The organism is Streptosporangium sp. NPDC049376 (assembly GCF_044466505.1).
Classification (GTDB): domain Bacteria; phylum Actinomycetota; class Actinomycetes; order Streptosporangiales; family Streptosporangiaceae; genus Streptosporangium.
Map to the genome: position 1 here is coordinate 431,096 of NZ_JBITMT010000002.1, position 23,968 is coordinate 455,063.

21 protein-coding genes are annotated in these 23,968 nt (G+C 70.7%); 8 read left to right on the plus strand and 13 right to left on the minus strand.

The window, feature by feature from the left end:
• Positions 1-36: 36 nt before the first annotated feature.
• From ptsP to ACIBVQ_RS07370, 6 genes are all read right to left on the minus strand, one after another.
• Complete coding sequence (ptsP, locus tag ACIBVQ_RS07345; protein WP_352009835.1) at positions 37-1,719, minus strand: phosphoenolpyruvate--protein phosphotransferase; 1,683 nt, start codon at positions 1,717-1,719, stop codon at positions 37-39.
• Positions 1,716-1,973, minus strand: a complete 258-nt coding sequence (locus ACIBVQ_RS07350; protein ID WP_352009836.1) for an HPr family phosphocarrier protein — start codon at positions 1,971-1,973, stop codon at positions 1,716-1,718. Before ACIBVQ_RS07350 ends, ptsP begins: the two co-directional genes overlap by 4 nt.
• A 44-nt stretch (positions 1,974-2,017) precedes the next feature.
• On the minus strand, positions 2,018-2,656 hold the full coding sequence (locus ACIBVQ_RS07355) for an HAD family hydrolase (RefSeq protein WP_399176227.1): 639 nt from the start codon (positions 2,654-2,656) through the stop codon (positions 2,018-2,020).
• A gap of 77 nt (positions 2,657-2,733) precedes the next feature.
• On the minus strand, positions 2,734-3,180 hold the full coding sequence (locus tag ACIBVQ_RS07360) for a PTS glucose transporter subunit IIA (RefSeq protein ID WP_352009838.1): 447 nt from the start codon (positions 3,178-3,180) through the stop codon (positions 2,734-2,736).
• Positions 3,181-3,245: 65 nt separating this feature from the next.
• A complete protein-coding gene (locus ACIBVQ_RS07365) occupies positions 3,246-3,482 on the minus strand; it encodes a PTS glucose/sucrose transporter subunit IIB (protein ID WP_352009839.1) in 237 nt (78 codons plus the stop codon).
• 52 nt (positions 3,483-3,534) lie between these two features.
• Positions 3,535-4,569, minus strand: a complete 1,035-nt coding sequence (locus tag ACIBVQ_RS07370; protein ID WP_399176229.1) for an SIS domain-containing protein — start codon at positions 4,567-4,569, stop codon at positions 3,535-3,537.
• Between the two features lie 160 nt (positions 4,570-4,729).
• Here ACIBVQ_RS07370 and ACIBVQ_RS07375 point away from each other — a divergent pair, with 160 nt between their 5' ends.
• From ACIBVQ_RS07375 to ACIBVQ_RS07390, 4 genes are all read left to right on the plus strand, one after another.
• Positions 4,730-5,470, plus strand: a complete 741-nt coding sequence (locus tag ACIBVQ_RS07375; protein WP_352009841.1) for a GntR family transcriptional regulator — start codon at positions 4,730-4,732, stop codon at positions 5,468-5,470.
• Positions 5,471-5,507: 37 nt separating this feature from the next.
• On the plus strand, positions 5,508-6,911 hold the full coding sequence (locus ACIBVQ_RS07380; protein WP_352009842.1) for a PTS transporter subunit EIIC: 1,404 nt from the start codon (positions 5,508-5,510) through the stop codon (positions 6,909-6,911).
• 81 nt (positions 6,912-6,992) lie between these two features.
• Positions 6,993-8,300, plus strand: coding sequence for a PTS transporter subunit EIIC (locus tag ACIBVQ_RS07385; RefSeq protein ID WP_399176232.1), 1,308 nt, complete (start codon positions 6,993-6,995; stop codon positions 8,298-8,300).
• A gap of 206 nt (positions 8,301-8,506) precedes the next feature.
• Entirely contained in the window at positions 8,507-8,992 is a 486-nt protein-coding gene (locus ACIBVQ_RS07390; protein WP_399176234.1) for an Rv3235 family protein, read from the plus strand.
• A gap of 87 nt (positions 8,993-9,079) precedes the next feature.
• Here the strand turns inward: ACIBVQ_RS07390 and secA are convergent, their stop codons facing one another.
• On the minus strand, positions 9,080-11,878 hold the full coding sequence (secA, locus tag ACIBVQ_RS07395) for a preprotein translocase subunit SecA (protein ID WP_362910090.1): 2,799 nt from the start codon (positions 11,876-11,878) through the stop codon (positions 9,080-9,082).
• 336 nt (positions 11,879-12,214) lie between these two features.
• Between secA and ACIBVQ_RS07400 the strand changes: the two genes are divergently transcribed.
• Positions 12,215-13,396, plus strand: coding sequence for a DNA glycosylase AlkZ-like family protein (locus ACIBVQ_RS07400; protein WP_352009846.1), 1,182 nt, complete (start codon positions 12,215-12,217; stop codon positions 13,394-13,396).
• Between the two features lie 54 nt (positions 13,397-13,450).
• Here the strand turns inward: ACIBVQ_RS07400 and ACIBVQ_RS07405 are convergent, their stop codons facing one another.
• The 6 genes from ACIBVQ_RS07405 to mtrA all read right to left on the minus strand — a co-directional run bounded on the left by ACIBVQ_RS07405 (position 13,451) and on the right by mtrA (position 20,399).
• Complete coding sequence (locus ACIBVQ_RS07405; RefSeq protein ID WP_184713016.1) at positions 13,451-14,155, minus strand: response regulator transcription factor; 705 nt, start codon at positions 14,153-14,155, stop codon at positions 13,451-13,453.
• Positions 14,156-14,249: 94 nt separating this feature from the next.
• A complete protein-coding gene (hpf, locus tag ACIBVQ_RS07410; protein WP_399176237.1) occupies positions 14,250-14,921 on the minus strand; it encodes a ribosome hibernation-promoting factor, HPF/YfiA family in 672 nt (223 codons plus the stop codon).
• Between the two features lie 518 nt (positions 14,922-15,439).
• The gene (locus ACIBVQ_RS07415; RefSeq protein WP_399176240.1) at positions 15,440-16,144 is read right to left on the minus strand and encodes a ComF family protein; all 705 of its coding nucleotides are present in this window, start codon (positions 16,142-16,144) and stop codon (positions 15,440-15,442) included.
• 60 nt (positions 16,145-16,204) lie between these two features.
• Positions 16,205-17,968: an LpqB family beta-propeller domain-containing protein gene (locus tag ACIBVQ_RS07420; protein ID WP_399176242.1), complete on the minus strand. Its 1,764-nt coding sequence runs from the start codon at positions 17,966-17,968 to the stop codon at positions 16,205-16,207.
• Positions 17,958-19,694 carry an MtrAB system histidine kinase MtrB gene (gene mtrB, locus ACIBVQ_RS07425; RefSeq protein ID WP_362910098.1) on the minus strand — a complete coding sequence of 579 codons (1,737 nt, stop codon included), beginning with the start codon at positions 19,692-19,694 and terminating at the stop codon, positions 17,958-17,960. Before mtrB ends, ACIBVQ_RS07420 begins: the two co-directional genes overlap by 11 nt.
• A 27-nt stretch (positions 19,695-19,721) precedes the next feature.
• A complete protein-coding gene (gene mtrA, locus ACIBVQ_RS07430) occupies positions 19,722-20,399 on the minus strand; it encodes an MtrAB system response regulator MtrA (protein ID WP_030907316.1) in 678 nt (225 codons plus the stop codon).
• Positions 20,400-20,759: 360 nt separating this feature from the next.
• On the opposite strand from mtrA, the gene ACIBVQ_RS07435 reads away from it, so the two are divergent.
• The 3 genes from ACIBVQ_RS07435 to ACIBVQ_RS07445 are packed head-to-tail and all read left to right on the plus strand — an operon-like array spanning position 20,760 to position 23,958.
• Positions 20,760-22,106, plus strand: coding sequence for a glycerophosphoryl diester phosphodiesterase membrane domain-containing protein (locus ACIBVQ_RS07435; RefSeq protein ID WP_399176245.1), 1,347 nt, complete (start codon positions 20,760-20,762; stop codon positions 22,104-22,106).
• Positions 22,091-22,768 carry a DUF4129 domain-containing protein gene (locus tag ACIBVQ_RS07440; RefSeq protein ID WP_399176247.1) on the plus strand — a complete coding sequence of 226 codons (678 nt, stop codon included), beginning with the start codon at positions 22,091-22,093 and terminating at the stop codon, positions 22,766-22,768. Before ACIBVQ_RS07435 ends, ACIBVQ_RS07440 begins: the two co-directional genes overlap by 16 nt.
• Positions 22,765-23,958 (plus strand): DUF4350 domain-containing protein, encoded by a 1,194-nt coding sequence (locus ACIBVQ_RS07445; protein WP_399176249.1) that lies wholly within the window; start codon positions 22,765-22,767, stop codon positions 23,956-23,958. The genes ACIBVQ_RS07440 and ACIBVQ_RS07445 overlap by 4 nt, the downstream gene beginning before the upstream one ends.
• The last annotated feature ends 10 nt before the right edge of the window (positions 23,959-23,968 follow it).

The window sequence follows — 23,968 nt, forward strand, 5'->3', positions numbered from 1 at the left end:
TCCGACACGCCGCGCCTCCCCGTTACGGAAAAGACCTCAGAGGGCGAGTCCGGCAAGTTCCGGCAGGTGGGCGCGGGCCGCGGCCCTGGCGTCCGACGGACTGGAGGCCGCCAGCGCGGCCTGCGCGGCCAGCACGCACCGCTCCCGCGTGTGCAGCGACAGAGCCGCCCGTACGGCGGGCAGCGCGGTCGGCGCCATCGACAGTGAGGTGACGCCCATCCCGACCAGCACACAGGCCAGGGCCGGGTCCCCGGCGGCCTCCCCGCAGACCCCGCAGGACCTGCCGCGCTCGGCGGCGCCGTTGACCGCCGCGAGGACCAGGTCGAGCAGCGCGGGCTGCCAGGGGTCGTGCAGCATGCCGAGGCCCCCGACCTCCCGGTCCGCGGCCAGGGTGTACTGGGCCAGGTCGTTGGTGCCGATGGAGAAGAAGTCCGCCTCGGCCGCCAGGTCACCGGAGCGCAGGGCCGCCGAGGGGATCTCGATCATCACCCCGGCCGAGGCGATCCCGGCCTCCTTGCACGCCGCCACGTACCAGGCGGCCTCCTGCCTGGTCGCCACCATCGGGGCCATCACCTGGAGCTTGGCCGAAGACCGCGCGGCCGCCCTGGCCAGCGCCCTGAGCTGGGTCTCCATGATCTCCGGGTACCGCTGGAAGAGCCGCAGACCGCGCTGGCCCAGCGCCGGGTTGGGCTCCTTGCCGGGCGGCGGCAGGAAGGCCAGCGGCTTGTCCGCCCCCGCGTCGAGTGTGCGCACCACGACCCGCCCGCCGGGGAAGGCGTCGAGCACCCCGAGATAGGCGGCGACCTGCTCCTCCTCCGAGGGCGGCGCCGTCCTGTCGAGGAAGAGGAACTCGGTGCGGTAGAGGCCGACCCCCTCGGCGCCGTGCCGCAACGCCCCCTCCACGTCACGCGGCCCGCCGACGTTGGCCAGCAGCGGCACCGGATGACCGTCCGCGGTGGCCCCGGGGCCGGTGGCCGCCGCGAGCACGGCCTGCCTCGCCGCCGCGGCCCTCGCCACGGTCTCCACCTCCTCCGGGGAGGGGTCGAGCCGTACGAGGCCGGAGAAGCCGTCGACGAGCACCTCGGTCCCCGCGGCGACGGAGGCCGCCCCCGGGCAGGCGACCACGGCCGGCACTCCCATGGCCCTGGCGAGGATCGCGGTGTGGCTGGTCGGCCCGCCCTGCTCGGTGACGAACGCCGCGACCACCTCCCTGGACAGCGCCGCCGTGTCCGCGGGCGCCAGGTCACGGGCCAGCAGCACGTACGGCCGGACACCGGGCGCGGGCAGCCCCGGGGCGGGCAGCCCCTCAAGGAGGGCGACGACCCTGTCCCGCACGTCGTCCAGGTCGGCCGCGCGCTCACCGAGGTATCCCCCGGCGCCGACGATCATCTCGCGGTATCCGCCGAACCCCTCGTAGACGGCCCTCGACGCGTTCATCCCGGCGTCGATCAGCCCGGCGACCCCGACGGCCAGCCCCGGGTCGCGCGCCATCAGCGCCTGGGCCTTGAGGATCTCCTGGGCCTGGCCCCCCGCCCTGGCCCCCCGCTCCTCCAGGTCGGCGGCGACCCGTTCGAGGGCGCGGGCGGCCCTGGCGCGCTCGGCCTCGGCGTCACCGTCGTGACGGGCGTCGGCGTCCGGCACGGGGACCTCGCGTGAAAGGACGTATCCGGGCCCGGATCCGACACCCGGGCTCACGCCGACCCCCGTGAGCGCGTTCATGGAGCCGATGCGATGAGTGCGAGCTCGTCCAGCAGCTCGTCGGCCCCCTCGCCCTCCGCCTCGATCACCACGGTGTCCCCCTGCCGGACGTCGAGGGAGAGGACCGCGAGAATGCTCTTGGCGTTCACCGGCTCCCCGCCCTTCTTGGCGACGGTCACCTCAAGGGACGCCTTGGCCGCGGTCTGCACGAACGTCGCGGCGGGGCGGGCGTGCAGGCCGACTTCGGACTCAACGGTGACTTGGCGCTGGGCCACGTGCTCCTCCTGCAGGGTCGACCGGGCGGTCTAGACCGCCCGGATCATCGAATGGTGGATGGAGGCCAGTCGACCGTCGTCAGGTCGGTGACCACAAGGTCCGCCTCGGCCAGCTCGGAGCCCTCGTGGGTCGTCGCTATCCCCACGCATGTCATACCCGCCGCCTTGGCCGCCGCAATCCCCGCGATCGAATCCTCGAAGACGACGCACCGCGCGGGTTCGACGGCCAGCCGCTCCGCGGCCAGCAGGAACCCCTCGGGGTCGGGTTTGCCGACGGTCACGTCCCGGGAGGAGACGACGGTCAGCACGAGGTCGCCCACCCCGGCCTCGGCGAGCCTCTTGTCCGCCCAGTCCGGGTGGGCCGAGGTGACGACGGCGATCCGCGCGCCGTACTCGGCGGCCCTGCGCATCAGGTCGGCGGCGCCGGGAACCTGGGTGACCTCGGGCAGTCCCGGGTGGTCGTGGAAGGAGCGGACCTCGGCGAGCAGGTCGTCGATCGCGACGCCGGGGAAGAGATCGGTCCGCTCGGCCAGGACGTCACGCCCCCGCCGCCCGATGAATCCGCGTAACACGTCGCGGTCGTGGCCGACCCCGTGCCTGTCGAACAACATGGCCCACATGGCCTGGCTCCGCCGCTCGGAGTTGATGAGCGTGCCGTCCAGGTCGAACAACGCAGCATCCATGGTCGTCCCCGCTAGAGATCGTCGTGGTCTTCGCGGGCCCCACTGCCGCGCGAAGGGCTCACACCCCGGGGAAGGGCTCACGTCCACACGAAGAGCTCGTCTCCTGTGCGCACCGGACCGTCGGCGATCCTGGTGACGGCCTCCGTGACGGCGTCCAGCGCCACGACGGGGCAGACCGGACAGCGTCCGCCCGCCTCGACCTCAGCGGGGTTCCAGGCGACCACGGGCTGTCCCGCCTCCACCCTGTCACCCTCCGACGCGAGCACCTCGAAACCCTCACCTCTGAGCTGGACGGTGTCGATACCCAGATGGACCAGGACCCCTCTGCCGTCGTCGCCGACGACGACGAAGGCGTGCGGGTGGAGCTTCACGATCTTACCGGCGATGGGAGCGACCGCCCGGCCCGGCTCCCTCAACGGCTCGATCGCCAGCCCGGGCCCGACGAGGCCCTGCGAGAACACCGGGTCGGGTACGGCTCGCAGAGCGAGAGCCGCTCCCGCGACCGGGGCAAGCACGGTGGTCATCACACCCCCTTGGCGCCCCACGCCGTCCCCCCACCGGTGAGGGTGAGAGGACGGCCCGGCGTCTCCTAGCCGATGATGTCCTCGATGTCGCTGGCGATGGTGTCGGCCTCCGGGCCGACCACCACCTGGACGATGTTGCCCGCGGCCATCACTCCGTGCGCGCCCGCCGCTCGCAGAGCCGCCTGGTCGACCTTGGCGGCGTCGTGCACCTCGGTGCGCAGGCGGGTGATGCACGGCTCGATCTCGATGATGTTCTCCGCGCCACCCAGTCCCGCGATGATCGCGTGGGCGTCAGCCGCCATGTCGTCCTCCAGTCGTCATCGGTCTCTGACCAGGCTAAACGACCCGAGACGATCAGTCCGTCTGGGTCACCTTGTTGAGACCCCTGGGGGCGTCGGGGTCGATGCCGAGCCTGCGTGCCAGGGCCTCGGTCAGCAGCTGGCCGGGGACGATGAGGCCGAGCGGGGCGACCCACTCGGGGAGGTCGGGGCCGTTGAGCGCGGCGGTGCCGGCCGCGGCGAGCGCGGTGCCGCCGCCGACGGTGAAGGCGGAGGCGCCCGCCCCGGTGACCCGCTCGGCGAGCGCGACGGTCCCGGCCAGGGTGGGGCCCTCGCCCGCGGCGACCAGGAGGGCGGGGGTGTCCTCGTCGACCACGGCGATCGGGCCGTGCAGCAGGTCGGCGTACGACAGGCCCATGGCGTGCAGGTAGCAGGCCTCCTTGAGCTTCAGGGCCAGTTCGAGGGCGGTGGAGAAGGCCAGGCCACGGCCGGAGACCACGACGCCGGGCTTGTCCGCCAGGCCCTCGACGATCGCGTCCAGGTCGCCGGGCTCGGCGATCAGCTTCTCCACCGCGTCCGGGACCCGCTGCAGGTCGGCGGCGTCGACGTCGGCGCCGAGACCGAGTCCGAGCACGGCCAGCGCGGCGAGCTGGGTGGTGTAGGTCTTGGTCGCCGGGACGGCCTTCTCCTCACCGGCGAGCGTGCACAGGGCCAGGTCGGCGGCCTGGGCGAGGGGGCTCTGCTCGCCGCCGTTGGTGATGGCCACGGTGCTGGCGCCGCAGTCCTTGGCCCAGGCGAGGGTCTCGACGATCTCCTCGGTCCTGCCGGACTGGGAGAGGGCGACCGCGAGCACCCCGTCGAGGTCGAGCCTGCGCCGGTAGGTGGTGGCGATCGACGGCGCGGCGAGGGTCGACAGGCGGCCCGCGTGCGCCTCGGCGAGGTAACGGCCGTAGACTGCGGCATTGTCGGAGGTACCGCGGGCGATGAACAGCAGCTGGCGAGTCTGTCCCGCGAGCCGTTCCACCTCCTCGACCCTGGGGAGGAGGGCGTCCAGCGTGGCTCGCAAAGCGGCGGGCTGCTCAGCGATCTCGCTGCGCATCTTGGTCGTCATCTCGCGCTCATCCTTCGGTCGGACGGACGGAGATCGGGCCGTTATCGATCCGTCGCCGGTCCGCACATTGACACCCTTTTCCGGCCTGTGGTCTAGTCCGGACTAGACCAGTACGAACCATAACTCATCCGTACTTCTCAGATCGAGAGGGGAGGATCTCGTGGCCCAGATCGATCCGGACAGCCCTGTCCCCAAGTACTTCCAGCTTCGCGAGATCCTGCTTGACCTGATCGAGAACAACGAGCTGCCGATCGGCGCGGCGATCCCGTCCGAACGCGAGCTCTGCCAGCGCTTCGAGCTGTCCCGCATGACCGTACGGCAGGCGGTCGACCACCTGGTCTCCGAGGGCAGGCTGCAGCGCGTCGCGGGCAAGGGCACCTTCGTCGCCCGCCCCAAGATCGAGATGGCCCTCAGACTGACCTCCTTCAGCGACGAGATGCGCGCCCGCGGCATGGAACCGGGATCACGCGACCTCGACCGCAGGATCGTCAGGGCCAGCGCGCACCTGGCCAGGGAACTCGGCATCCACCCCGGAGACGAGGTCCACTTCATCGAGCGGCTGCGCACCGCTGCCGACGAGCCCATGTGCATCGAGCGGGCCCACATCCCGGTGTCCCTCGCCCCCGACCTCGACGCCCACGACCTGACGGGCCGGTCCCTGTACGCCCTGCTCGAAAGCCGGTACGGTCTGATCCTCGACGCGGGTGAGCTGACCATCGACGGCGGAATCGCCGACCCCGGAGACGCCGACCTGCTGAAACTGCCACGTGGCGGCGCCGTGCTGCTGCTCCAGCGGCGTTCCTTCGCCGGGAACGTCTGCGCCGAGCTCGGGGTCTCCACCTACCGAGCCGACCGCTACCAGCTCCGCACGGTCCTGGAGACCCCGGCACGCCGCACCTGACCTCCTCGCGATCCCCACCCCCCTGGAGGAAAGTCCGATGAGTTCCCCCTCAGCGGACGCGGGACGCCCTCCCGCCCCGCCCTCGGCCGGGTCCGCCGTGATGAGCGTGCTCCAGCGCCTGGGACGCTCCCTCATGCTGCCGATCGCGATCCTGCCCGCCGCGGGACTGCTGCAGCGGCTCGGCTACGACGACCTCATCGGCCGTACGGACAACGTCCTGCTCGACGACATCGCCCACGTGATCGGCACCGCGGGCCAGACCCTCTTCGACAACCTGGCGCTGCTGTTCGCCGTCGGCGTGGCGATCGGGTTCGCCCGCAAGGCCGACGGCTCGACCGCGCTCGCCGCGCTCGTCGGCTACCTCGTCTTCCACGCGGTCAGCATGACCATCTTCTTCGACCTGTTCGACCCCGCCCTGAAGGACACGATCTCCAAGAAGCTCTTCAACCCGGCCCATCCGGGCGTCCCCGACGTGGTGCTCAACCTCGGCGCGGAGAACCCGACCCGGGTGCTCGGCGGCATCGTGATGGGCCTGGTCTCGGCGACGCTGTGGCAGCGGTTCTACCGGACCAAACTGCCGACCTGGCTGGCCTTCTTCAGCGGGCGCCGCCTGGTGCCGATCATCACCGCCTTCGCCGGTCTGATCATCGGTGTCCTGTTCGGCTTCGTCTGGCCGGTCATCGGCAACCTGATGAGCGTGTTCGGCAACTGGCTCGCCGCCCACAGCGTCGCGGGCGCCGGGATCTACGGCATGTTCAACCGGGCGCTGCTGCCCCTCGGGCTGCACCACATCGTCAACAACGTGGTCTGGACGCAGGTCCCCGACTGCGTGGTCAACGGCAAGCGGCTCGCCGGGGACCTGATCTGCTTCAACAACGGCGCCCCGGGCTTCGGCGGCTTCGAGGCGGGCCTGTACCCGGTGCTGATGTTCGGCCTGCCCGCCGCGGCCCTGGCCATCTGGCGGGCCGCACCGCCGCACCGCCGCAACGCGGTCGGCTCGATCATGGTCTCCGCGGCCCTCACCGCCTTCCTGACCGGGATCACCGAGCCGATCGAGTTCGCCTTCGTCTTCGTCGCCCCGGTCCTGTTCGTGGTCCACATCGTCCTGACCGGCATCTCCCTGGCGGTCGCCTCGGCCCTGGGCGCCAAGCTCGCCTTCAGCTTCTCCTCCGGCCTGATCGACCTCGTCCTGTACGGCACCGCCCCCAACGCCGAGGGCATCCCGATCATCATCGTGATGGGCCTGGTCTACGCGGTGATCTACTACGTCGTGTTCAGCTTCCTGATCAGGAAGCTGAACATCATGACGCCGGGCCGGGAGCCGGAGGCCGACACCGAGTCCGGCTCCCCCGCGGCGCCCGAGCAACTCCCCGAACCCGCTGAGCCCCCCGCTGAGACCCCCGAGCCCGCCGAGGCCGTACCCCGCAGAACGGAAGGCTGAGCGGCCCTGAGGCCGTGTATCCGCCGCGCCCGGTGGTAGATACCAGACATCCCCCGCCATCGACAGGCAGGGGGACCGGCAATGGGCACGGCGGCCGTGGAGCGCGGCCCTTCGGGGTGGGCGTCGGCTCTGGCGATCCTGCAGCGCGTCGGGCGCTCGCTCATGATGCCCATCGCGGTGCTGCCCGCCGCCGGACTGCTGTTCAGGTTCGGCCAGGAGGACATGCTCGGGCGGACGGACAACCTCTTCCTCGACCAGGTCGCGGGCGTCTTCGCGGCGGCCGGTGGCGCGCTGTTCGACAACCTGCCGCTGCTGTTCGCGATCGGCGTGGCGATCGGGTTCGCCCGCAAGGCCGACGGCTCGACCGCGCTCGCCGCGCTCGTCGGCTACCTCGTCTTCGACCGGGTCAGCAGGACGCTGTTCTTCACCTCGGCCCCGGCCTCCCAGGTCTACAAGAAGGTGGCGCTGACCGTCGTGGGCCCTGACGGACGGTCCGTGCCCGCGCTCAACCTCGGCGTCCAGAACCCGACCGGGGTCCTGGGGGGCATCGTCATCGGCATCGTCGCCGCCCTGCTCTGGGAGCGGTACTACCGGATCAAACTGCCCGCCTGGCTCGCCTTCTTCGGCGGGCGCAGGTTCGTCCCCATCGTCACCGCCGTCTCCGCACTCGTCCTCGGCGTCGTCTTCGGCCTGCTCTGGCGGCCCGTGGGCGACTGGCTCGCGGGCGTGGGCGACTGGCTCGCCGCCCACGGCACCGCGGGCGCCGGACTGTACGGCGTGGCCAACCGGCTGCTCATCCCGATCGGCCTGCACCACTTCCTGAACACGATCGTCTGGTTCACCCTGCCCGAGTGCCACGCCGGGGTCCAGGGCGCGACCAAGAACGCCGCGGGCGACCTGAACTGCTACTTCGCGGGCGAGCAGGGCGCCGGGATCTTCATGACCGGCTTCTTCCCGGTCATGATGTTCGGCCTGCTCGGCGCGGCCATCGCGATGTGGCGCGCGGCCCCGAAGGAGAAGCGGGGCGTCGTGGGCGGCATCATGCTCTCGGCCGGTCTCACCTCGTTCGTGACCGGCATCACCGAACCGCTCGAATTCGCCTTCATCTTCGTCGCGCCCACGCTGTTCGCGGTGCACGCGGTGCTCACCGGGATCTCGATGGCCCTGATGGCCGAGTTCGGGGCCAGGCTGGGGTTCACCTTCTCCGGCGGCGCCATCGACATGCTTCTCAACGCGGGCAAGTCCAACACCCACGAACTCGCCCTGATCATCGGCTTCGGCCTGGTCTACTTCGTCGTCTACTACCTGCTGTTCACCGTGCTGATCAGAAGACTGAACCTGGCGACCCCGGGCCGTGAGCCCGAGGAGGCCCCCGCCGCCTCGCCGTGACCCGTTCCGGTCGTCCGTGGAAGGGACGGCCCGGACGCCGGAACCGCAGGGCACCGCTCCAGCTTCGGGTGATTCGCCACGCCCTTTCCGGGCCCTTCACGGAGGAAACACCACCGGACGCCGGAAAGCTGGCGTGCCACGTATTCGGCGGCAGGACCGGAAACTCCTAGCTGTGTCAGCCCCTCGCAGGAGAAACCGGAGCCAGCATGCCGCGCCCCTCGCACCTCCCCCGCGTCACGTCCTCCTCCACCGTGGAGCCGCTCTACGACGACGAGCGGCCCTCCCCGAAGGCCGCCGCCGCGCCGCCGTACGTCCAGGGCGCGCTCGCCCTCGCCCTCGACCACGAGACGGGGACGGCCGGGCCGCCGGGGCCACCACCCGCGGTCCCCGAGGGGAGGCGGCTGCGGGCCCTGTGCCAGGCCGTCGCCGAGGTCCTGGCGGGCCTGAGGCCCCCCTCCAGCGTCGCCTCCCACCTCACCGGCAGGGCCGGCAACGAGCTGGCGCGCAGCGGAAGGGTCATGCGGTGCGCGCGGCCCCCGCGGACCGGCGTCCCCCACGTGTCCCAGCCGCGTGACGGGGTGGTGGAGATGTGCGTCCTGGTGCACTGCGGTGACCGGTCACGGGTGCTGGCGCTGCGGCTTGAGCGCGTGGGCGCCCGCTGGCTGTGCACGGACGTCGAGACGGCCCCCTGAGAGCCGCCTGCCGCCCTCGCGGCCCTTCTCTAGGGAGAAGCCCACAGGGCCCGTACGGGATCGTACGGGCCCTGTGAAGCGGATGGATCAGACCTCGGCGTTCCTGGGGTCGCCGTGGCAGCGCTTGTACTTCTTGCCGGAGCCACAGGGGCAGGGGGCGTTGCGCTCGACGTTGCCGTAGGCGTCGCGCTCGGCCTTGGTGCTGACCCTGGTGTGCTCGACGTCGCCGCTCTCGCCGGGCGCGGAGTATTCGAGCTCGGCCGGGCGCTGCGGACCGCGCAGGCCCCGGGCGATGATGGAGCGGGTCTCGGCGATCGCCTCGTCCTCGTGCTCCTCCTGCTCCTCGACGATCGGGTTGGTCTGGACCTCGACCTCAAGGTTGAACAGGTAACCGACCGACTCCTCCTTGATGCCGTCGAGCATCTGGGAGAACATCTCGAAGCCCTCGCGCTGGTACTCGATCAGCGGGTCGCGCTGGGCCATCGCGCGCAGGCCGATGCCCTCCTGGAGATAGTCCATCTCGTAGAGGTGCTCACGCCACTTGCGGTCGAGGACCGACAGGATGACCCTGCGCTCCAGCTCCCGCATGGTCTCGGCGCCGAGCTCCTCCTCGCGGCGGTCGTAGGCCGCCGTCGCGTCGGCCTTGACCTTCTCGGCGAGGACTTCCGCGGTGAGCTCCTCACGGCCGCCGACCTCCTCAAGGAGGTCGTCCAGGCCGAGGGTGATCGGGTAGAGCTGGCCGAGCGCCTTCCACAGCTTGTCGAGGTCCCACTCCTCGGCGAAGCCCTCCGCGGTCGCGCCGCCGACGTACTCCTCGATCACGTCGTTGACGAAGGTGCGGATCTGCTCCTGCAGGTCGGCGCCCTCAAGCACGCGGCGACGCTCGGCGTAGATCACCTTGCGCTGCCGGTTCATGACCTCGTCGTACTTCAGAACGTTCTTGCGGATCTCGAAGTTCTGCTGCTCGACCTGGTGCTGGGCGGAGGCGATGGCCTTGGAGACGATGCCCGACTCGATCGGGACGTCGTCCGGGATGTTCAGCCGCGTCATGATCATCTCGACCCTGGCCGAGTTGAACAGGCGCATGAGGTCGTCCTCAAGCGAGAGGTAGAAGCGCGACTCGCCCGGGTCGCCCTGACGGCCGGAACGACCGCGCAGCTGGTTGTCGATACGCCGCGACTCGTGGCGCTCGGTGCCCAGCACGTAGAGGCCGCCGAGCCCGGTGACCTCCTCGTGCTCGGCCTGGACGGCCTCCTTGGCCTTCTCCAGCGCCTCGCCCCAGGCCTTGTCGTACTCCTCCGGAGTCTCGACGGGGTCCAGGCCCCGGCCGCGCAGCTCCAGGTCGGCGCGGAAGTCGGGGTTGCCGCCGAGCATGATGTCGGTGCCTCGACCGGCCATGTTGGTCGCGACGGTCACGGCGTGCTTGCGGCCCGCCTCCGCGACGATCGACGCCTCACGCGCGTGGTTCTTGGCGTTGAGGACCTCGTGCTTGACGCCCTTGCGCTTGAGCTCCCTGGACAGGCGCTCGGACTTGGCGACGCTGGTGGTGCCGACGAGGACCGGCTGGCCGCGCTCGTAGCGCTCCTTGATGTCCTCGACACAGGCCAGGAACTTGGCGTCCTCGGTCTTGTAGACCACATCGGCCTGGTCCTTGCGGATCATCGGCCGGTTCGTCGGGATCGGGACGACGCCGAGCTTGTAGGTCTGGTGGAACTCGTTGGCCTCGGTGGTCGCCGTTCCGGTCATGCCGGACAGCGTGGTGTAGAGGCGGAAGTAGTTCTGGAGCGTGATCGTGGCGAGAGTCTGGTTCTCGTCCTTGATCTTCACGCCCTCCTTGGCCTCGATGGCCTGGTGCATGCCCTCGTTGTAGCGGCGGCCGTGCAGGACTCGACCGGTGAACTCGTCGACGATCAGGACCTCGCCGTCGACGACGATGTAGTCCTTGTCCTTCTTGTAGAGCTCCTTGGCCTTCAACGCGTTGTTGAGGAAGCCGACCAGGTGGGTGTGCTCGGGCTTGTAGAGGTTGTCGATGCCGAGCCAGTCCTCGACCTTCTCCACACCGGACTCGAAGATGCCGACGGTGCGCTTCTTCTCGTCGACGGAGTAGTCGCCGGTGTTCTCCTCGCCGTCCTTGCCCTCGGTGCCCCTGCGGAGCCTGGGCACGATCTTGGCGAACTCGGAGTACCACTTGCCCGACTGCTCACCGGGACCCGAGATGATCAGCGGCGTCCTGGCCTCGTCGATGAGGATCGAGTCGACCTCGTCGACGATGGCGAAGTTGTGGCCGCGCTGGACGCACTCCTCCAGCGACCAGGCCATGTTGTCGCGCAGGTAGTCGAAGCCGAACTCGTTGTTCGTCCCGTAGGTGATGTCGCAGTTGTACTGCTTGCGGCGCTCATCCGGCGGCATGTTCGCCAGGATCACCCCGACCTCAAGACCGAGGAAGCGGTGGATGCGCCCCATCTCGTCGGCGTCACGCTTGGCCAGGTAGTCGTTGACCGTGATGACGTGGACACCCTTGCCCGAGATGGCGTTGAGGTACGCCGGGAGCGTACAGGTCAGGGTCTTGCCCTCACCGGTGCGCATCTCGGAGATGTTGCCCATGTGCAGGTTGGCCCCGCCCATGATCTGTACGTCGAAGTGGCGCTTGCCCAGGACACGCTTGGAGGCCTCGCGAACGGTGGCGAAGGCCTCGGGCAGCAGGTCGTCGAGGGACTCGCCGTCGGCGTGACGCTGCTTGTACTCCGCGGTGAGGGCGCGCAGCTCCGCATCGCTCAGGCCGATGAAGTCGTCCTCGATGGAGTTGACCTGGTCGGCGATCCGCTTGAGCTTACGCAGAAGCTTGCCTTCGCCTGCGCGAAGAATCTTATCGAGAAAGGCTGGCACTTTAGGTAAGGCTCCTCGCAGGTCTTCCGTGGCCGGACGGCTCCGGATGAGGACGAGTCATGGTTCTCCGCTGCCATCGTAGGCGGTTCCACCACCCGACACAGCCACCTGAAAGACGCTCTTCGTGTCCGCGGAGTTCCCGGCACCCTATTCATAGAGGCTAGTGCTCACTTTAAAGGGTATGTCGCTTTGCAGAGTTGTATGACGATGAGTCAGGCCGTACGGCGCGTCGCGCCCGGGCCCCGAAGTCCCTGATGACACCGGCGTAGCATTTTCGTCGGTGTGGCGCGCTAGCCTCTGGGCCATGCTGACGTGTTCTCTCCCCGCCATCCGGCCATGACGCTCACCCTCTCCCCGGACGAGGCCCGCCGGATCATCCTGCACGCCCAGGGGTTCCTGGGGGCCGACGCCCGGCGCGCGGGCGTCGCCGCCACCCTGCGCCGCCTCGGCGCGGTCCAGCTCGACACGATCTCCGTCCTGGCCCGCTCCCACGAGCTGATCGCCTACGCCCGTCTCGGCGCCGTCGGCAGGGCGGAGATCGAGCGGGCCTACTGGGACGAGCCCGCCCGCGCCTTCGAGTACTGGTGCCACGCCGCCTGCGTCCTGCCGATCGAGGACTGGCCGCTGTACGCCTTCCGCAGAAGGCACATGCGCTCCTGGAAGCACCGCAGGGACGACATCCCCGCGACCATGGACAAGGTGCTCGACCAGGTCCGCGAGGCCGGCCCCGTCACGGTCGCCGACATCGGCGGCAGCAGGAAGGGCGGCGGCTGGTGGGACCGGTCGGACACCAAGATCGCCATCGAGTGGCTGCTCAACGTGGGCGAGGTCGTGTGCACCCGCCGTACCGGATGGCGACGTGTCTACGAGCTGGCCGAGCGGGCGGTGCCCGCCCACCTGCTGGCCGAGGACCTCTCCGACGCCGAGTGCGTCACCCGTCTCGCCACGGTCGCGGGCCGCGCGCTGGGGGTGGCGACCCGCGCCGACCTGGTTGACTTCCTCCGGCTTCGTGCCCCGGAGGCGGCGCTGCTCGACGCCGCGCTGCTCGACGGCTCGGCGGGGCTCACCCCCGTGCGCGTCCCCGGCTGGCCCGAGCGCTCGGTGAACGCGTGGGCCGACCCCGTGGCCCTGGAGACCGAGCCGAAGGGACGCCACCGCACGGCTCCGCTCTCGCCGTTCGACTCCCTCGTCTGGGACCGCGCCCGCACCGCCAGGGTCTTCGGCTTCAACCACCGGCTTGAGGCCTACGTCCCCAAGGACAAGCGCGTCCACGGTTACTTCACCATGCCGGTGCTCTCCGGCGGCCGTCTGATCGGCCGGATCGACCCGGCCCGCCAGGGGACGACGCTGGTCGCGCGGCAGGTCGGCGTCGAGGAGGGCGTCAGCCCGCGCAGGGCCGCCCAGGGGATGGCCGAGGCCCTGTGGGAGGCCGCGAGCTGGGTCGGCTGCGACGACGTGCGGGTCGACCGTGTCGATCCCCGGCTCGCCGCGCCGTTGTTCGAGGCCCTGATGCGCTGAGCGCTCGGGCCGGGGTTCCGGCCGGTTCCCGTGGGACCCGGCCGGAACCGGCCGTCAGGTGATCTCCAGCATCCGTTCTCGGACCGCGTAGACCACGGCCTCCATCCTGGAGTGGAGTTGCAGCTTGTCCAGGATGTTGCGGACGTGGTTCTTCACGGTGTTCTCCGAGATGAACAACTGCTTGGCGATCTCGCGGTTGTTCATGCCCTTCGCGACCAGGCGGAGCACCTCCATCTCCCGGTCCGTCAGCCTCGGGACCGGGAGCTGGGGGGGACGCTCCGCCTCCTTGCGGCTCATGTTGGCGAACTCGGTGATCAGCTTCGCGGCCATGGCCGGATTGATCAGCGACTGCCCTTCGTGAACGCCGCGCACGGCCTCGGGGACCTCGTCGAGCTGCACGTTCTTCAGCAGGTAACCGGTGGCACCCGCCTTGATCGCGTCGAAGAGGTCCTCCTCCTCGTCGCTCACCGTGAGCATGATGATCCGCGTGCTCGGCACCGAGGCCTTGATCTCACGGGCGGCCTCGATACCGCTCCTGCGCGGCATACGGACGTCCATGAGCATGACGTCCGGGGTGAGACGGTCGGCGAGCTCGATCGCCTCCTGCCCGTCGCTCGCCTCACCCACCACCTCGATGTCCGTCTCCGCGCTCAGCGCCATCTCCAGACTTCGGCGGATCAGCGCGTGATCGTCGACGATCAGCACGCGGATCGGGTCGCCTCGCCTGGCAGGGCGGGTCGCTTCGTCGGGTTCCGTCACGCCTCCTCCTCGGGGGGCCAGAGCCGTTGGACCGCCATGATTACACGGGTTTCAGGTCCTAGGGTTGGTCGGAGAGGATCTTCGAACGCGACCGTCAGGATTCGACGAGCCGCAGCACGCCGTAGTTGTAGCCTTGCCGGAGGTACACGACGCTCGGCTGCCCGCTCTCCTTGTCACGGAACAGGTAGAAGTCGTGTCCGACCAGCTCCATCTCCAGGAGGGCCTGGTCGACGGTCATCGGCTCGGCCTGGTGGTGCTTCTCCCGCACCACCAGCGGGCCGTCGCCGTCCATCTCGATCGGGATGATGGCCTTGTCCTCGGAGTGATCGGCGTCGTCCTCACGCCTGCGGGTCCCGTTGAGGGAACCGGTGTCCGCCCGCACGGTGTCGGCCTCGGCGGACTCCGCGAGCGCGGTGGCGGTCGCGGTCAGCTCGGCGACGGAGGGAGGGCAGTGGTTGCCGTGGTGGACCTTGCGCCGGTCGGCCAGGCGCCTGAGCCTTCCCTCAAGCTTGCCGATGGCGATGTCGAGGGCGGCGAAGCGGTCGTCTGCGGCGGCCTCGGCGCGGACGGCCGGGCCCCGAGAGTGGATGGTCAGCTCGACCCGCTCGCGCGATCCGTTGATCCGCTCGTTGGTCTCCCTGGTCACCTCCACATCAACGCTGATGAGCTTGTGGTCCAGACGCTCGATCTTGGCCAGCTTGGTTGTCACGTGGTCTCGGAATCGGTCACTCACTCCGGTGTGCCGACCCTTGACGATGATTTCCATGCACAGCCCCCCTTCGAACCTCGACGGTGGTACAGCGGCACCCGCTCGGCCGACCTGGTCTTCGTCCCCACATCCGCCTGCTGAGGGTTTCGCAGCTCTTTGCCACTACATGCCCTTCTCTTCTGGCGAGGAACATCTGGCTCCTCGGGAAGGCAGGACTTACCTCTAAGCCGCACCGTGATCGACCGACGAAAAGTCGTCTTACGTGGACCGTTTAGCCTGCGGCTGGCATCGGCTAGCCAGGCCGGCCCCCCTGAGGGAGTCGGTCCGGCGCAACCACGGACCCGAGCGGGTGCCATGGCACAGACGCTATCCGCATCGGGGCCGAATGTCAGCCTGGGAGACCGCCCGAACCTCACGTTGTGTGATCTCCAGGGAAGGTCTCCCGTCGGAGGGCCCCGCAGGATCAGGCGATATACCCATATATGGACACTTCCCATATCCATCCATCAGCGGCGAACTTCCGCCTGGGACAGGGAGATCCGACGCCGTGGTGACAGGCCCGTTCCCCTGCCCGCTCACCCTCGGTGACGATCGTGGGGTCGCTCCCACCGGCGTGTCGTGGCGACCGTCGCGGCCAGACGCGCCGTGATCCCGGCCGCTCCCAGCGCCCTGGCGGCCTCCGCCAGGGTCGCTCCGGTGGTGACGATGTCGTCGACCAGCACAACCGCCCCTGGGCCACCCCAGAATCCCGGCACAGGGCCGTTCCGGCCGGCCGGAACCCTCAATGCCCCGGAGAGGTTCGCGGCCCTCTGCGACGAACTCAGCCCCGCCTGGTCGGCGACACGGCGGCGTTGCAGGAGCAGTCTCTCCACCGTCGCGGGCCACCCCGCCGAGCGGAGGTAGGCCGCCGCCAGCGTGGCGAGCCGGTTCACCGGATCGTGCCCGCGCCGCCTGCCCGCCGAGCGCGCGCTGGGCACCGGGACGAGGACGACGGGCCGCCCGCCCGCCCCCGCGGCGACCGCCAGCGCCAGTGCGCCCGCGAGCGGGGCGGCCAGCGCCGTACGGCCGTGCTCCTTGTAGGCGAGCAGGGCGCGCCGGACGGCCCCGGAGTAGTCGGCGGCCGACCAGCACTCGGGCAGGCCCGGCGGGGACGGGTCGGGTGTCCTGCGCTCGGGCTCGCCGTGCAGCAGCGCGGCGCAGCGGGGACACACGAGGGCGTCCGCCGCGCCGCATCCGGCACAGCGCGCGGGCAGGACCAGGTCGAGCAGAGCGGTCGGCACGGAACCAACCGTGCCAGGCGCCACCGACAAACCACCGACAAACCACCGACGAGCCGCGCCTCAGTCCAGGGGGTAGGCGGGGAAGGCCGGTCCCTGCTCGGCGAAGTCCGTCCTGCCGTTCTCGTTCTTGACCCGGGGCTCCCACTTGGAGGAGGTCCAGTAGAGGATCTGCCGCTTGCCGTCGTCGTCGACCGCTCCGGCCAGCAGGGAGCCGTCCAGGGCGGTGATGTTCTGGATGCCCGTGTTGGAGGGCAGCGACTTCGACTCTCCGGTGAGCGAGACCTCAAGCAGGTCGGACTTGTCGGTCAGGACGTAGAGGGTCTTGCCGTCCTTCCAGGCGATGTCCCTGATCTTCTGCTTGTCCTCGACCGGCACCACGACCTGCAGGTTCGTGATGCGGGTCGCGCCGCCCCTGCCTATCACCGTGCCGACCTTGACCTGCTCGCCGGTGCCGTCCCGCACGACGACCGCGACGTGCACGCCGTCCCGCGCGACCTTGAGCAGGCTGACGTGGACGGAGTCCAGGTCGGGGGCCGAGACCGCGTACCGCTGCCCGTCGCGGATGCGGATGACCCGGGAGGTGTGGTCGTCGGGGCGCTCGACCGTCCACAGCGTCTGGTAGCGGTCCCAGCACGGCGGGGCCAGCGACCGCCCCGTCGCCCACTGCCGCCACTCGCCACCGGTGGCCAGCGGCGCGACCGACAGCGCCGTGCCGTTGTGGGAGAGGGCCGCCACCTGGGCGTGGGCACTGATCGCCATGTCGGTTCTCGTGCCGTCCTTCTCCCCCGCCTTGCCCAGCACGGGCTGACCGGTGTTGTCCTTGCCCAGCAGCCACAGCGCGTCGTCGGCCACGTAGTAGGGGTAGATCTCGCCGGGCGCCATCCAGGGGTCGAACCTCGTCTGCTCCTGGGCGTCGACGGTGAGCGGGTTGTCGGTGTAGTACGGCTCGCCCCTGACCCTGACCTCGAAGCCCCAGCCGCCCTTGGTCAGCGCGGCGAGCGTCCCGGCGAGCTGTGCCGTCATCGGCCCGACGAGGTCGGGGGCGACCCGGTTGGTCAGGTCGACCACGACGCGGTTGTCCTCGGTGGTGACGTCGATGAGCCTGGTGCCGTCGAACGCCGAGCGCACCGCGCCCTTGAGCGAGCTGCTCGGTCCCCGCAGCAGCCGTTCCACGGTCGTCTTCGCGAAGTTGGAGGCGGGGTCGATCGGCACCCTGACCTGGTCGATCACCAGGCCCTTCTCCTCGGCGTCGAGGAAGTAAAGGTCGACCTTGAGGTAGGCGCGCTCGGCGTCGGCCTCCGACAGCAACAACCCCGGGGGCGCGCTGTCGATCCGCCAGCCGCCGGCCCCCTTGACCAGGACGAAGGGCTCGTTCAGCGGTCCGCCGCTCGGCCGGTAGCGGCCGTCCTGGTCGATGAGCGCCGTGACGGTCCCCTTGAGGGTCACCCGGGTGTCCTTCTCCCCCTCCCCGACCTGCACGACCGGGGGCTCGCTCTGCCGGTAGACCGTGACCCCGCTCTGCGGGTTCCAGGTCCTGGCGAAGGAGTCGGTGAGGTACTTGCGCGCCACCTCACGCCCGGGGTCGTCCACGCTCGCCATGGCGGCCTTGAACCCGTTGACGACGTCGGCCGCCGACCAGTCGGCGCTCGGCGCCACCGCGATCACCCGCGCGTACGGGTCGCCGAGCGGGTTGCCCTTGTGGCCGTTCTCCCCCACGGTCGAGTGCATCCCGACGGGGATGACCGAGCAGGAGGCCAGCCCGCAGGCCAGCGTGGCCACCAGGGCCGTCACCCCCGCGCGGGCCCTGAGAGTCCTAGTCGGCATCGCGTCCCCCGTCGGCCACCGCCGGAGAGAGCACCGGCGTCATCTGTCCCCGCCACGTGCGCCGCATCTCCACCTCCGGCGGCACCAGCGGCAGCGGTGAGCCCCGCAGCGGCGCCCCGGCGACCCTGGGCAGCGAGAGCCTGAACTGCGAGCCCTCCCCCGGTACTCCCCACGCCTGCAGCCAGCCGCCGTGCAGCATGGCGTCCTCGCGGGAGATCGCCAGGCCGAGGCCGGTGCCGCCGATGGTCCGCGCCCGGGAGGGGTCGGCCCGCCAGAACCGGTCGAAGACCATGTTCTCCTCCCCCGGTTTCAGGCCGACCCCGTGGTCCCGTACGGCCACCGCGACCGCGTCGCGGTCGGCCCCGACGGAGACGACGATGTCGCGGCCCTCGCCGTGCTCGATCGCGTTGAACAGCAGGTTGCGCAGGATGCGCTCGACCCGGCGGCTGTCCATCTCGGCCATGCAGGGGTCACCGGGCAGCCGCAGGTCGAAGCGGGTCGAGTGGCGTTCGGCCAGCGCCTCGGAGTCGGCGACCGCGCGCAACACCACGTCTCTGATGTCCACCGGCTCGATGTCCAGCTCGGCGGCGCCCGCGTCGTAGCGGCTGATCTCCAGCAGGTCGGCGAGCATCGACTCGAACCGGTTCAGCTGGTTCTGCATCAGCTCGGCCGAGCGCGCGGCCATCGGGTCGAAGTCCTCGCGGGCGTCGTAGAGCAGGTCGGCGGCCATCCGCACGGTGGTCAGCGGGGTGCGCAGCTCGTGCGAGACGTCGGAGACGAACTGCCGCTGGACGTGGGAGAGCTCCTCCAGCTGGTGGATCTTCAGCGCCAGGGTGGTGGCCATCTCGTTGAAGGAGGCGGCCAGGCGGGCCAGGTCGTCCTCCCCCCTGACCTTCAGGCGCTCGTCGAGGTGCCCGTTCGCCAGCCGCTCGGCCGCCTGGCGGGCCAGCCGTACGGGGGTGACGACCTGGCGGGTCACCAGTGAGGCGATGGCCGCGAGCAGCAGGACCAGGGCGGCGCCGACCAGGATGAGCATCTGCCTGACCGAGGTGAGGTTCTTCTCCTCCTCCTCAAGCGGGATCAGGTGGTAGATCTCGTAGCCGTCGTCCAGGCCGGTGCCGTAGGTGTCGAGCCGGGTGCCGATCACCAGGCCGCGCACCGGCTCGGGCCTGCCCATGTAGCGCAGGTTCCAGTACTGGGTGCTGTCCTCGTCCGCGGGCTTCCTGAGCACCTCCTCGCGCAGCTTGGGAGGGATGCTCGCCGGGTCGATGTTCGTGGTGCCGTAGAACTCGCCCGGCCGGTTCTCGTTGCGGACGATCACCGAATATCTCACCGCGGGTCCCGCCCGCGCCGCCAGCGCCGCCAGCGCCCGGCCGAGCGGGCTGTCCTCGCCCTGCTGCGCCCCCTGGCCGGGGTCGGTCGACTGCTTCGAGGCGTCGCCGTCCTGCTGGTTCAGGTAGACGAGCACCGCCTTGCGGTCGGCCTGTGCCTCGCTGCGCGCCGCGCGGTCCCTGGCCCCCAGGATGGTCGCGCTGATCGACTGCATGAGGAAGACGCCGAGCACGGCGACGACCACGATGGAGATGACCATCGTGCTGGTGACCACGTGCAGTTGCAGGGAGCGCCGCCAGACCCTGCGCACGCCGCCCACCGCGCGCCGTGCTCTGCGCCGTCCCCCCCTGACGATCTGCGGGAGGGTACGGCGGCGCCTCTTCTGGGTGGGCATCTCGGGAGTCCCGGGGAGGCCGCAGGCCTAGGCCGGACCGGCCTTGTAGCCGACGCCGCGCACGGTCACCACGATCTCGGGGTGCTCGGGATCCTTCTCGATCTTGGCGCGGAGCCGCTGGACGTGCACGTTGACCAGGCGGGTGTCGGCCGCGTGACGGTAGCCCCAGACCTGTTCGAGCAGCACCTCCCTGGTGAAGACCTGGCGCGGCTTGCGGGCCAGGGCGACCAGCAGGTCGAACTCAAGCGGGGTGAGGTTGATGGTCTCCTCTTCGCGCTTGACCGAGTGACCGGCGACGTCGATGGTGATGTCGCCGATCTGCAGGATCTCCGGCGTCGGCTCGTCCGTGCGGCGCAGCCGCGCGCGGACCCTGGCGACCAGTTCCTTGGGCTTGAACGGCTTGACGATGTAGTCGTCGGCGCCGGACTCCAGGCCGAGGACGACGTCGATGGTGTCGCTCTTGGCCGTCAGCATGACGATCGGCACGCCGGACTCGGCGCGGATGCGCCGGCACACGTCGATGCCGTCGGCCCCGGGAAGCATCAGATCCAGCAGCACCAGATCCGGGCGGGTGTCACGGAACGCGTCCAGCGCCTTGTCCCCATCGGAGACGAAGGAAGGCTCGAAGCCCTCCCCGCGTAGCACGATGCCGAGCATCTCGGCGAGAGCGGCGTCGTCGTCGACGACCAGCACGCGTCCTTTCATGGCCCCTCATTCGTTTTACGCAGTTTGGGAGTTTTTGGGGTAAACGGCACGGCTGTCGAAGATTACCCTCGCCGGACCACCGGATGACACAGTCTGACCACCAGACATCCGAATGCCGAATTTTAGGCGCACACGACGTAAAGCGCGTAGTAGCACCCCCACGCGGCGTAAGCCCCCCACGTGGCCACCTCCGGCCACGGCGCCCTCGGGCACCGGATCGGCGACGGTCACGGTCCCAGTCTGAGGTAAACGACACCGTCTCGGCCATCCCTGGGACGGACCCGGCCACCCGGGGCGGTGAAACCTCGCCGTGATCTCCCGAGCAGCCCAAGCAGTGGGGCCACATGTCAGGATTGGGATATGTCAGACGGACACGGCTCCACTCCCGACACCCCACCCGGCTGGGCGTCCAACCAGCCCCCGCCGTACGGCGACGCCCAGGGAACGCCGTGGGCCGCGCCCGGATCGGGACCCGGCGGACCGTCGCCGTCCCAGCCCCCGCCACAGTACGGGCAGCAGCACGGGCAGCAGCAGCCGCCCTCCTCCCCGCCTCCGCCGTACCAGCAGCACCCCGGGCAGCAGCCGTACCAGGGGCAGCCGTACCCGCCGGGACAGCCGCATCCGGGGCAGGGATACCCCCCGCCTCCGTACGGCTACCAGCAGCCGCCCCCGGCGTTGCGGCCCGGGATCATCCCGCTGCGCCCCCTCGGCGTGGGCGACGTCATCGACGGCGCGATCAAGCTGATCCGCTCCAACCCCAAGGCCGTGCTCGGCCTGTCCGCGATCGCCGCCGCTCTCGGCGCCATCCCGGTCGCGATCGGCCAGGCCCTGACCTTCGGCAGGATCGGCGACGCCTTCAGGAACAACGACCCCACGGCGCTGCAGGCCACGGGGCAGACCGACTTCCTCGCCGACTACGGCGGCTCCCTCATCTCCTACGCCGTGCAGTTCGTCGCGGTGACCCTGCTCAGCGGCGTGCTGACCCGCATCCTCGGCCGCGCCGTCTTCGGCGGGAAGATCACCACCGGTGAGGCGTGGCGGCTGACCAGGGGACGGGTGCCCACCCTGTTCGGGCTGGTCGCCATCGAGGCGGGCATCCTGCTGCTGCCGCTGGCCGCGGTCGTGGGACTGCTGTACGCGGCCGCCGTCTCCGGCATCGACCTCGGGATGTTCGTGCTGGTCATGGTGCTGGTGATGATCCTCTACATGGTCTACGCCGCCTTCATCACCACCCGGCTCGTGCTCGCGGCGCCCGCCGCGGTGCTGGAGAAGACGGGCGTCATGGCCTCGCTGAGCAGGTCGTGGCGGCTGACCCAGGGCAGTTTCTGGCGGCTGTTCGGCATCCTGCTGCTCACGAGCATCCTCGCGGGCCTGGTCGGCCTGGTGATCTCCGTCCCGTTCTCCTTCGCCGCTGCCTTCGTCGGCATTCTCGTCTCGGGCGGGACGGGCGTGCAGATCCTCCTCGCGATCCTCCTCGCGATCGGCGGGACCGTCGGAGCGATGATCACCTATCCGTTCCAGGCCGGGGTGTACGGCCTGCTCTACGCCGACCGCAGGATGCGCGCAGAGGCCTTCGACCTGGTGCTGCAGACCGCGGCCATCGAGCAGCAGCGCCAGGGGTGGGTGCACGCCTCCGCCGACGACCTGTGGAGTTCCTCCGCCACCCCCGGGCAGCCGGGCCAGGGAGCCCCGTGGCCGGGCCGCTGACGGCGTCGGCGCTCACGGTCCCCGTCGACACCGATCGCGGACAGGCGGCGGGTGAGGCGATCCGTGAGCTGCTCAAGGCCGAGTACGCCAAGGAGAACGTCGTCGACCGCGTCATGCGGGTCGTCAACCAGTTCCTCGGCGACCTGCTCGACCAGGAGGCGGCGGGCACCGTGGGCAGCGTGACCGCGTGGATCGTCCTGGGCGTGATCGTCCTGGCCGCGCTCACCGCGGTCTTCCTGGTCGCCCGCAGGACGGCCGGGCGCGGTTCCACCAGGCGGGAGGGCGTCTTCGGCGACGGCCGCCGCAGCGCGGCCGAGCACCGGCAGGCGGCCGAGCACCTGGCCGCGCGGGAGCAGTGGGCCGAGGCGATCCGCGAACGGCTCAGGGCCGTGGCCAGGGACCTGGAGGACCGCGTCGTCATCGACTCGATGCCCGGCCGTACCGCCGACGAGCTGGCCGTCGAGGCGGGGCGCGCGCTGCCCGGCCTGGCCGCCGACCTGGCCGCCGCCGCGCGGATCTTCGACGACGTGACCTACGGCGAGGTGCCGGGGACCGCCGCCGCCTACGAGGTCATGCGCGACCTCGACGAGCGCCTGCGCGCCGCCCGGCCCGTGTTCGCCCGGGAAACCTCCCCGGAAACCTCCAAGGTGGCCGTCCCGTGAGCTCCCAGACGGGCCTGGCCCCCGTGAACGCCCTCGGGCCGACGCCGACCTCGCCGACCTCGCGGAGCCTGTGGCGCGGCGGCAGGGGCGCCCTGTCGATCGCCCTCCTGGTCGTGCTGGTGGCCGTCGGCGGGGTGCTGCTCGGCGGCGGCCAGGGCGAGGGCAAGCCGCTCGACCCGGAGAGCACCTCGCTGTCCGGGGCGAGGGGCCTGGCGCAGCTGCTGCGGGCCGAGGGTGTCCGGGTCGTCAGGGTCACCTCCGTGACCGAGGCCGTCGAGGCCGCCGGGACCCCGAAGGCCCCCGGCGGCAGCATGCTGCTGCTCGGCGACACCTCCTTCCTCACCGAGGAGGAGGCCGACCAGCTGGCCTCGACGCCCGCGGACCGGCTGGTGGTCGGCGCCCAGCCGTACCTCGGCCGGCTGGCACCCGGTGTGAGCCCCGGCCCGGAGACTCGGGCGCGCTCGCGCGAGCCGCGCTGCGCGCTGCCCGCCGCGGTCAGGGCGGGCAGCGCCTACCTGGGCGGGACGACCTTCACCGCCCCCTCGTGGGCGACCGGCTGCTACCCGGCGGACGGCTCCCCCTCCCTGGTCAGATACGAGGAGGCGGGCCGTACGATCACGGTCGTCGGCGACGGCCAGTTCATGAGCAACCTGCGCCTGGCCGAGGACGGCAACGCCGCGCTGGCGATGAACCTGGCCGGGACGCGGCCCACGCTGGTCTGGCTCGTCGCCCCGGAGACGCCGCCCACCGTGAGCGCCACACCGCCGACCCTGTACGACCTCATCCCGTCCGCGGTTGTCTGGGCCGTCGTGCAGCTGGCCGTCGTGGTCCTCCTGCTCGCGCTCTGGCAGGGCCGCAGGCTCGGTCCCGTGGTGACCGAACGGCTTCCGGTCGTGGTCAGGGCGGCGGAGACCGTCGAGGGACGGGCCAGGCTCTACCGGGCGAGGCGGGCCCGTGACCGGGCCGTCTCCGCCCTCAGGACGGGCTTCGTCGACCGCGTGACCCCCAGGCTCGGACTGCCCGTGGGGGCGGGCCCCGAAGCCGTGGTCGGCGCGATCGCAGAAAGGACCGGTCAGCCCGCCGCCTACGTGGGCTCCGCCCTGTACGGCAGGGCGCCGGCGGACGAGGCCGGGCTGATAGCCGTGGCCGCATACCTTGACATGTTGGAAAGGCAGGTCAGAGAGTCGTGAGCGAGCGCAG

Excerpts from the sequence above, each read along its gene's own strand:
- ptsP (WP_352009835.1), bottom strand. The coding sequence starts at position 1,719 with ATGAACGCGCTCACGGGGGTCGGCGTGAGCCCGGGTGTCGGATCCGGG.
- ACIBVQ_RS07355 (WP_399176227.1), bottom strand. The coding sequence starts at position 2,656 with ATGGATGCTGCGTTGTTCGACCTGGACGGCACGCTCATCAACTCCGAG.
- ACIBVQ_RS07360 (WP_352009838.1), bottom strand. The coding sequence starts at position 3,180 with ATGACCACCGTGCTTGCCCCGGTCGCGGGAGCGGCTCTCGCTCTGCGA.
- ACIBVQ_RS07365 (WP_352009839.1), bottom strand. The coding sequence starts at position 3,482 with ATGGCGGCTGACGCCCACGCGATCATCGCGGGACTGGGTGGCGCGGAG.
- ACIBVQ_RS07370 (WP_399176229.1), bottom strand. The coding sequence starts at position 4,569 with ATGACGACCAAGATGCGCAGCGAGATCGCTGAGCAGCCCGCCGCTTTG.
- ACIBVQ_RS07380 (WP_352009842.1), top strand. The coding sequence starts at position 5,508 with ATGAGTTCCCCCTCAGCGGACGCGGGACGCCCTCCCGCCCCGCCCTCG.
- ACIBVQ_RS07385 (WP_399176232.1), top strand. The coding sequence starts at position 6,993 with ATGGGCACGGCGGCCGTGGAGCGCGGCCCTTCGGGGTGGGCGTCGGCT.
- ACIBVQ_RS07390 (WP_399176234.1), top strand. The coding sequence starts at position 8,507 with ATGCCGCGCCCCTCGCACCTCCCCCGCGTCACGTCCTCCTCCACCGTG.
- ACIBVQ_RS07400 (WP_352009846.1), top strand. The coding sequence starts at position 12,215 with ATGACGCTCACCCTCTCCCCGGACGAGGCCCGCCGGATCATCCTGCAC.
- hpf (WP_399176237.1), bottom strand. The coding sequence starts at position 14,921 with ATGGAAATCATCGTCAAGGGTCGGCACACCGGAGTGAGTGACCGATTC.
- ACIBVQ_RS07420 (WP_399176242.1), bottom strand. The coding sequence starts at position 17,968 with ATGCCGACTAGGACTCTCAGGGCCCGCGCGGGGGTGACGGCCCTGGTG.
- mtrB (WP_362910098.1), bottom strand. The coding sequence starts at position 19,694 with ATGCCCACCCAGAAGAGGCGCCGCCGTACCCTCCCGCAGATCGTCAGG.
- mtrA (WP_030907316.1), bottom strand. The coding sequence starts at position 20,399 with ATGAAAGGACGCGTGCTGGTCGTCGACGACGACGCCGCTCTCGCCGAG.
- ACIBVQ_RS07435 (WP_399176245.1), top strand. The coding sequence starts at position 20,760 with ATGTCAGACGGACACGGCTCCACTCCCGACACCCCACCCGGCTGGGCG.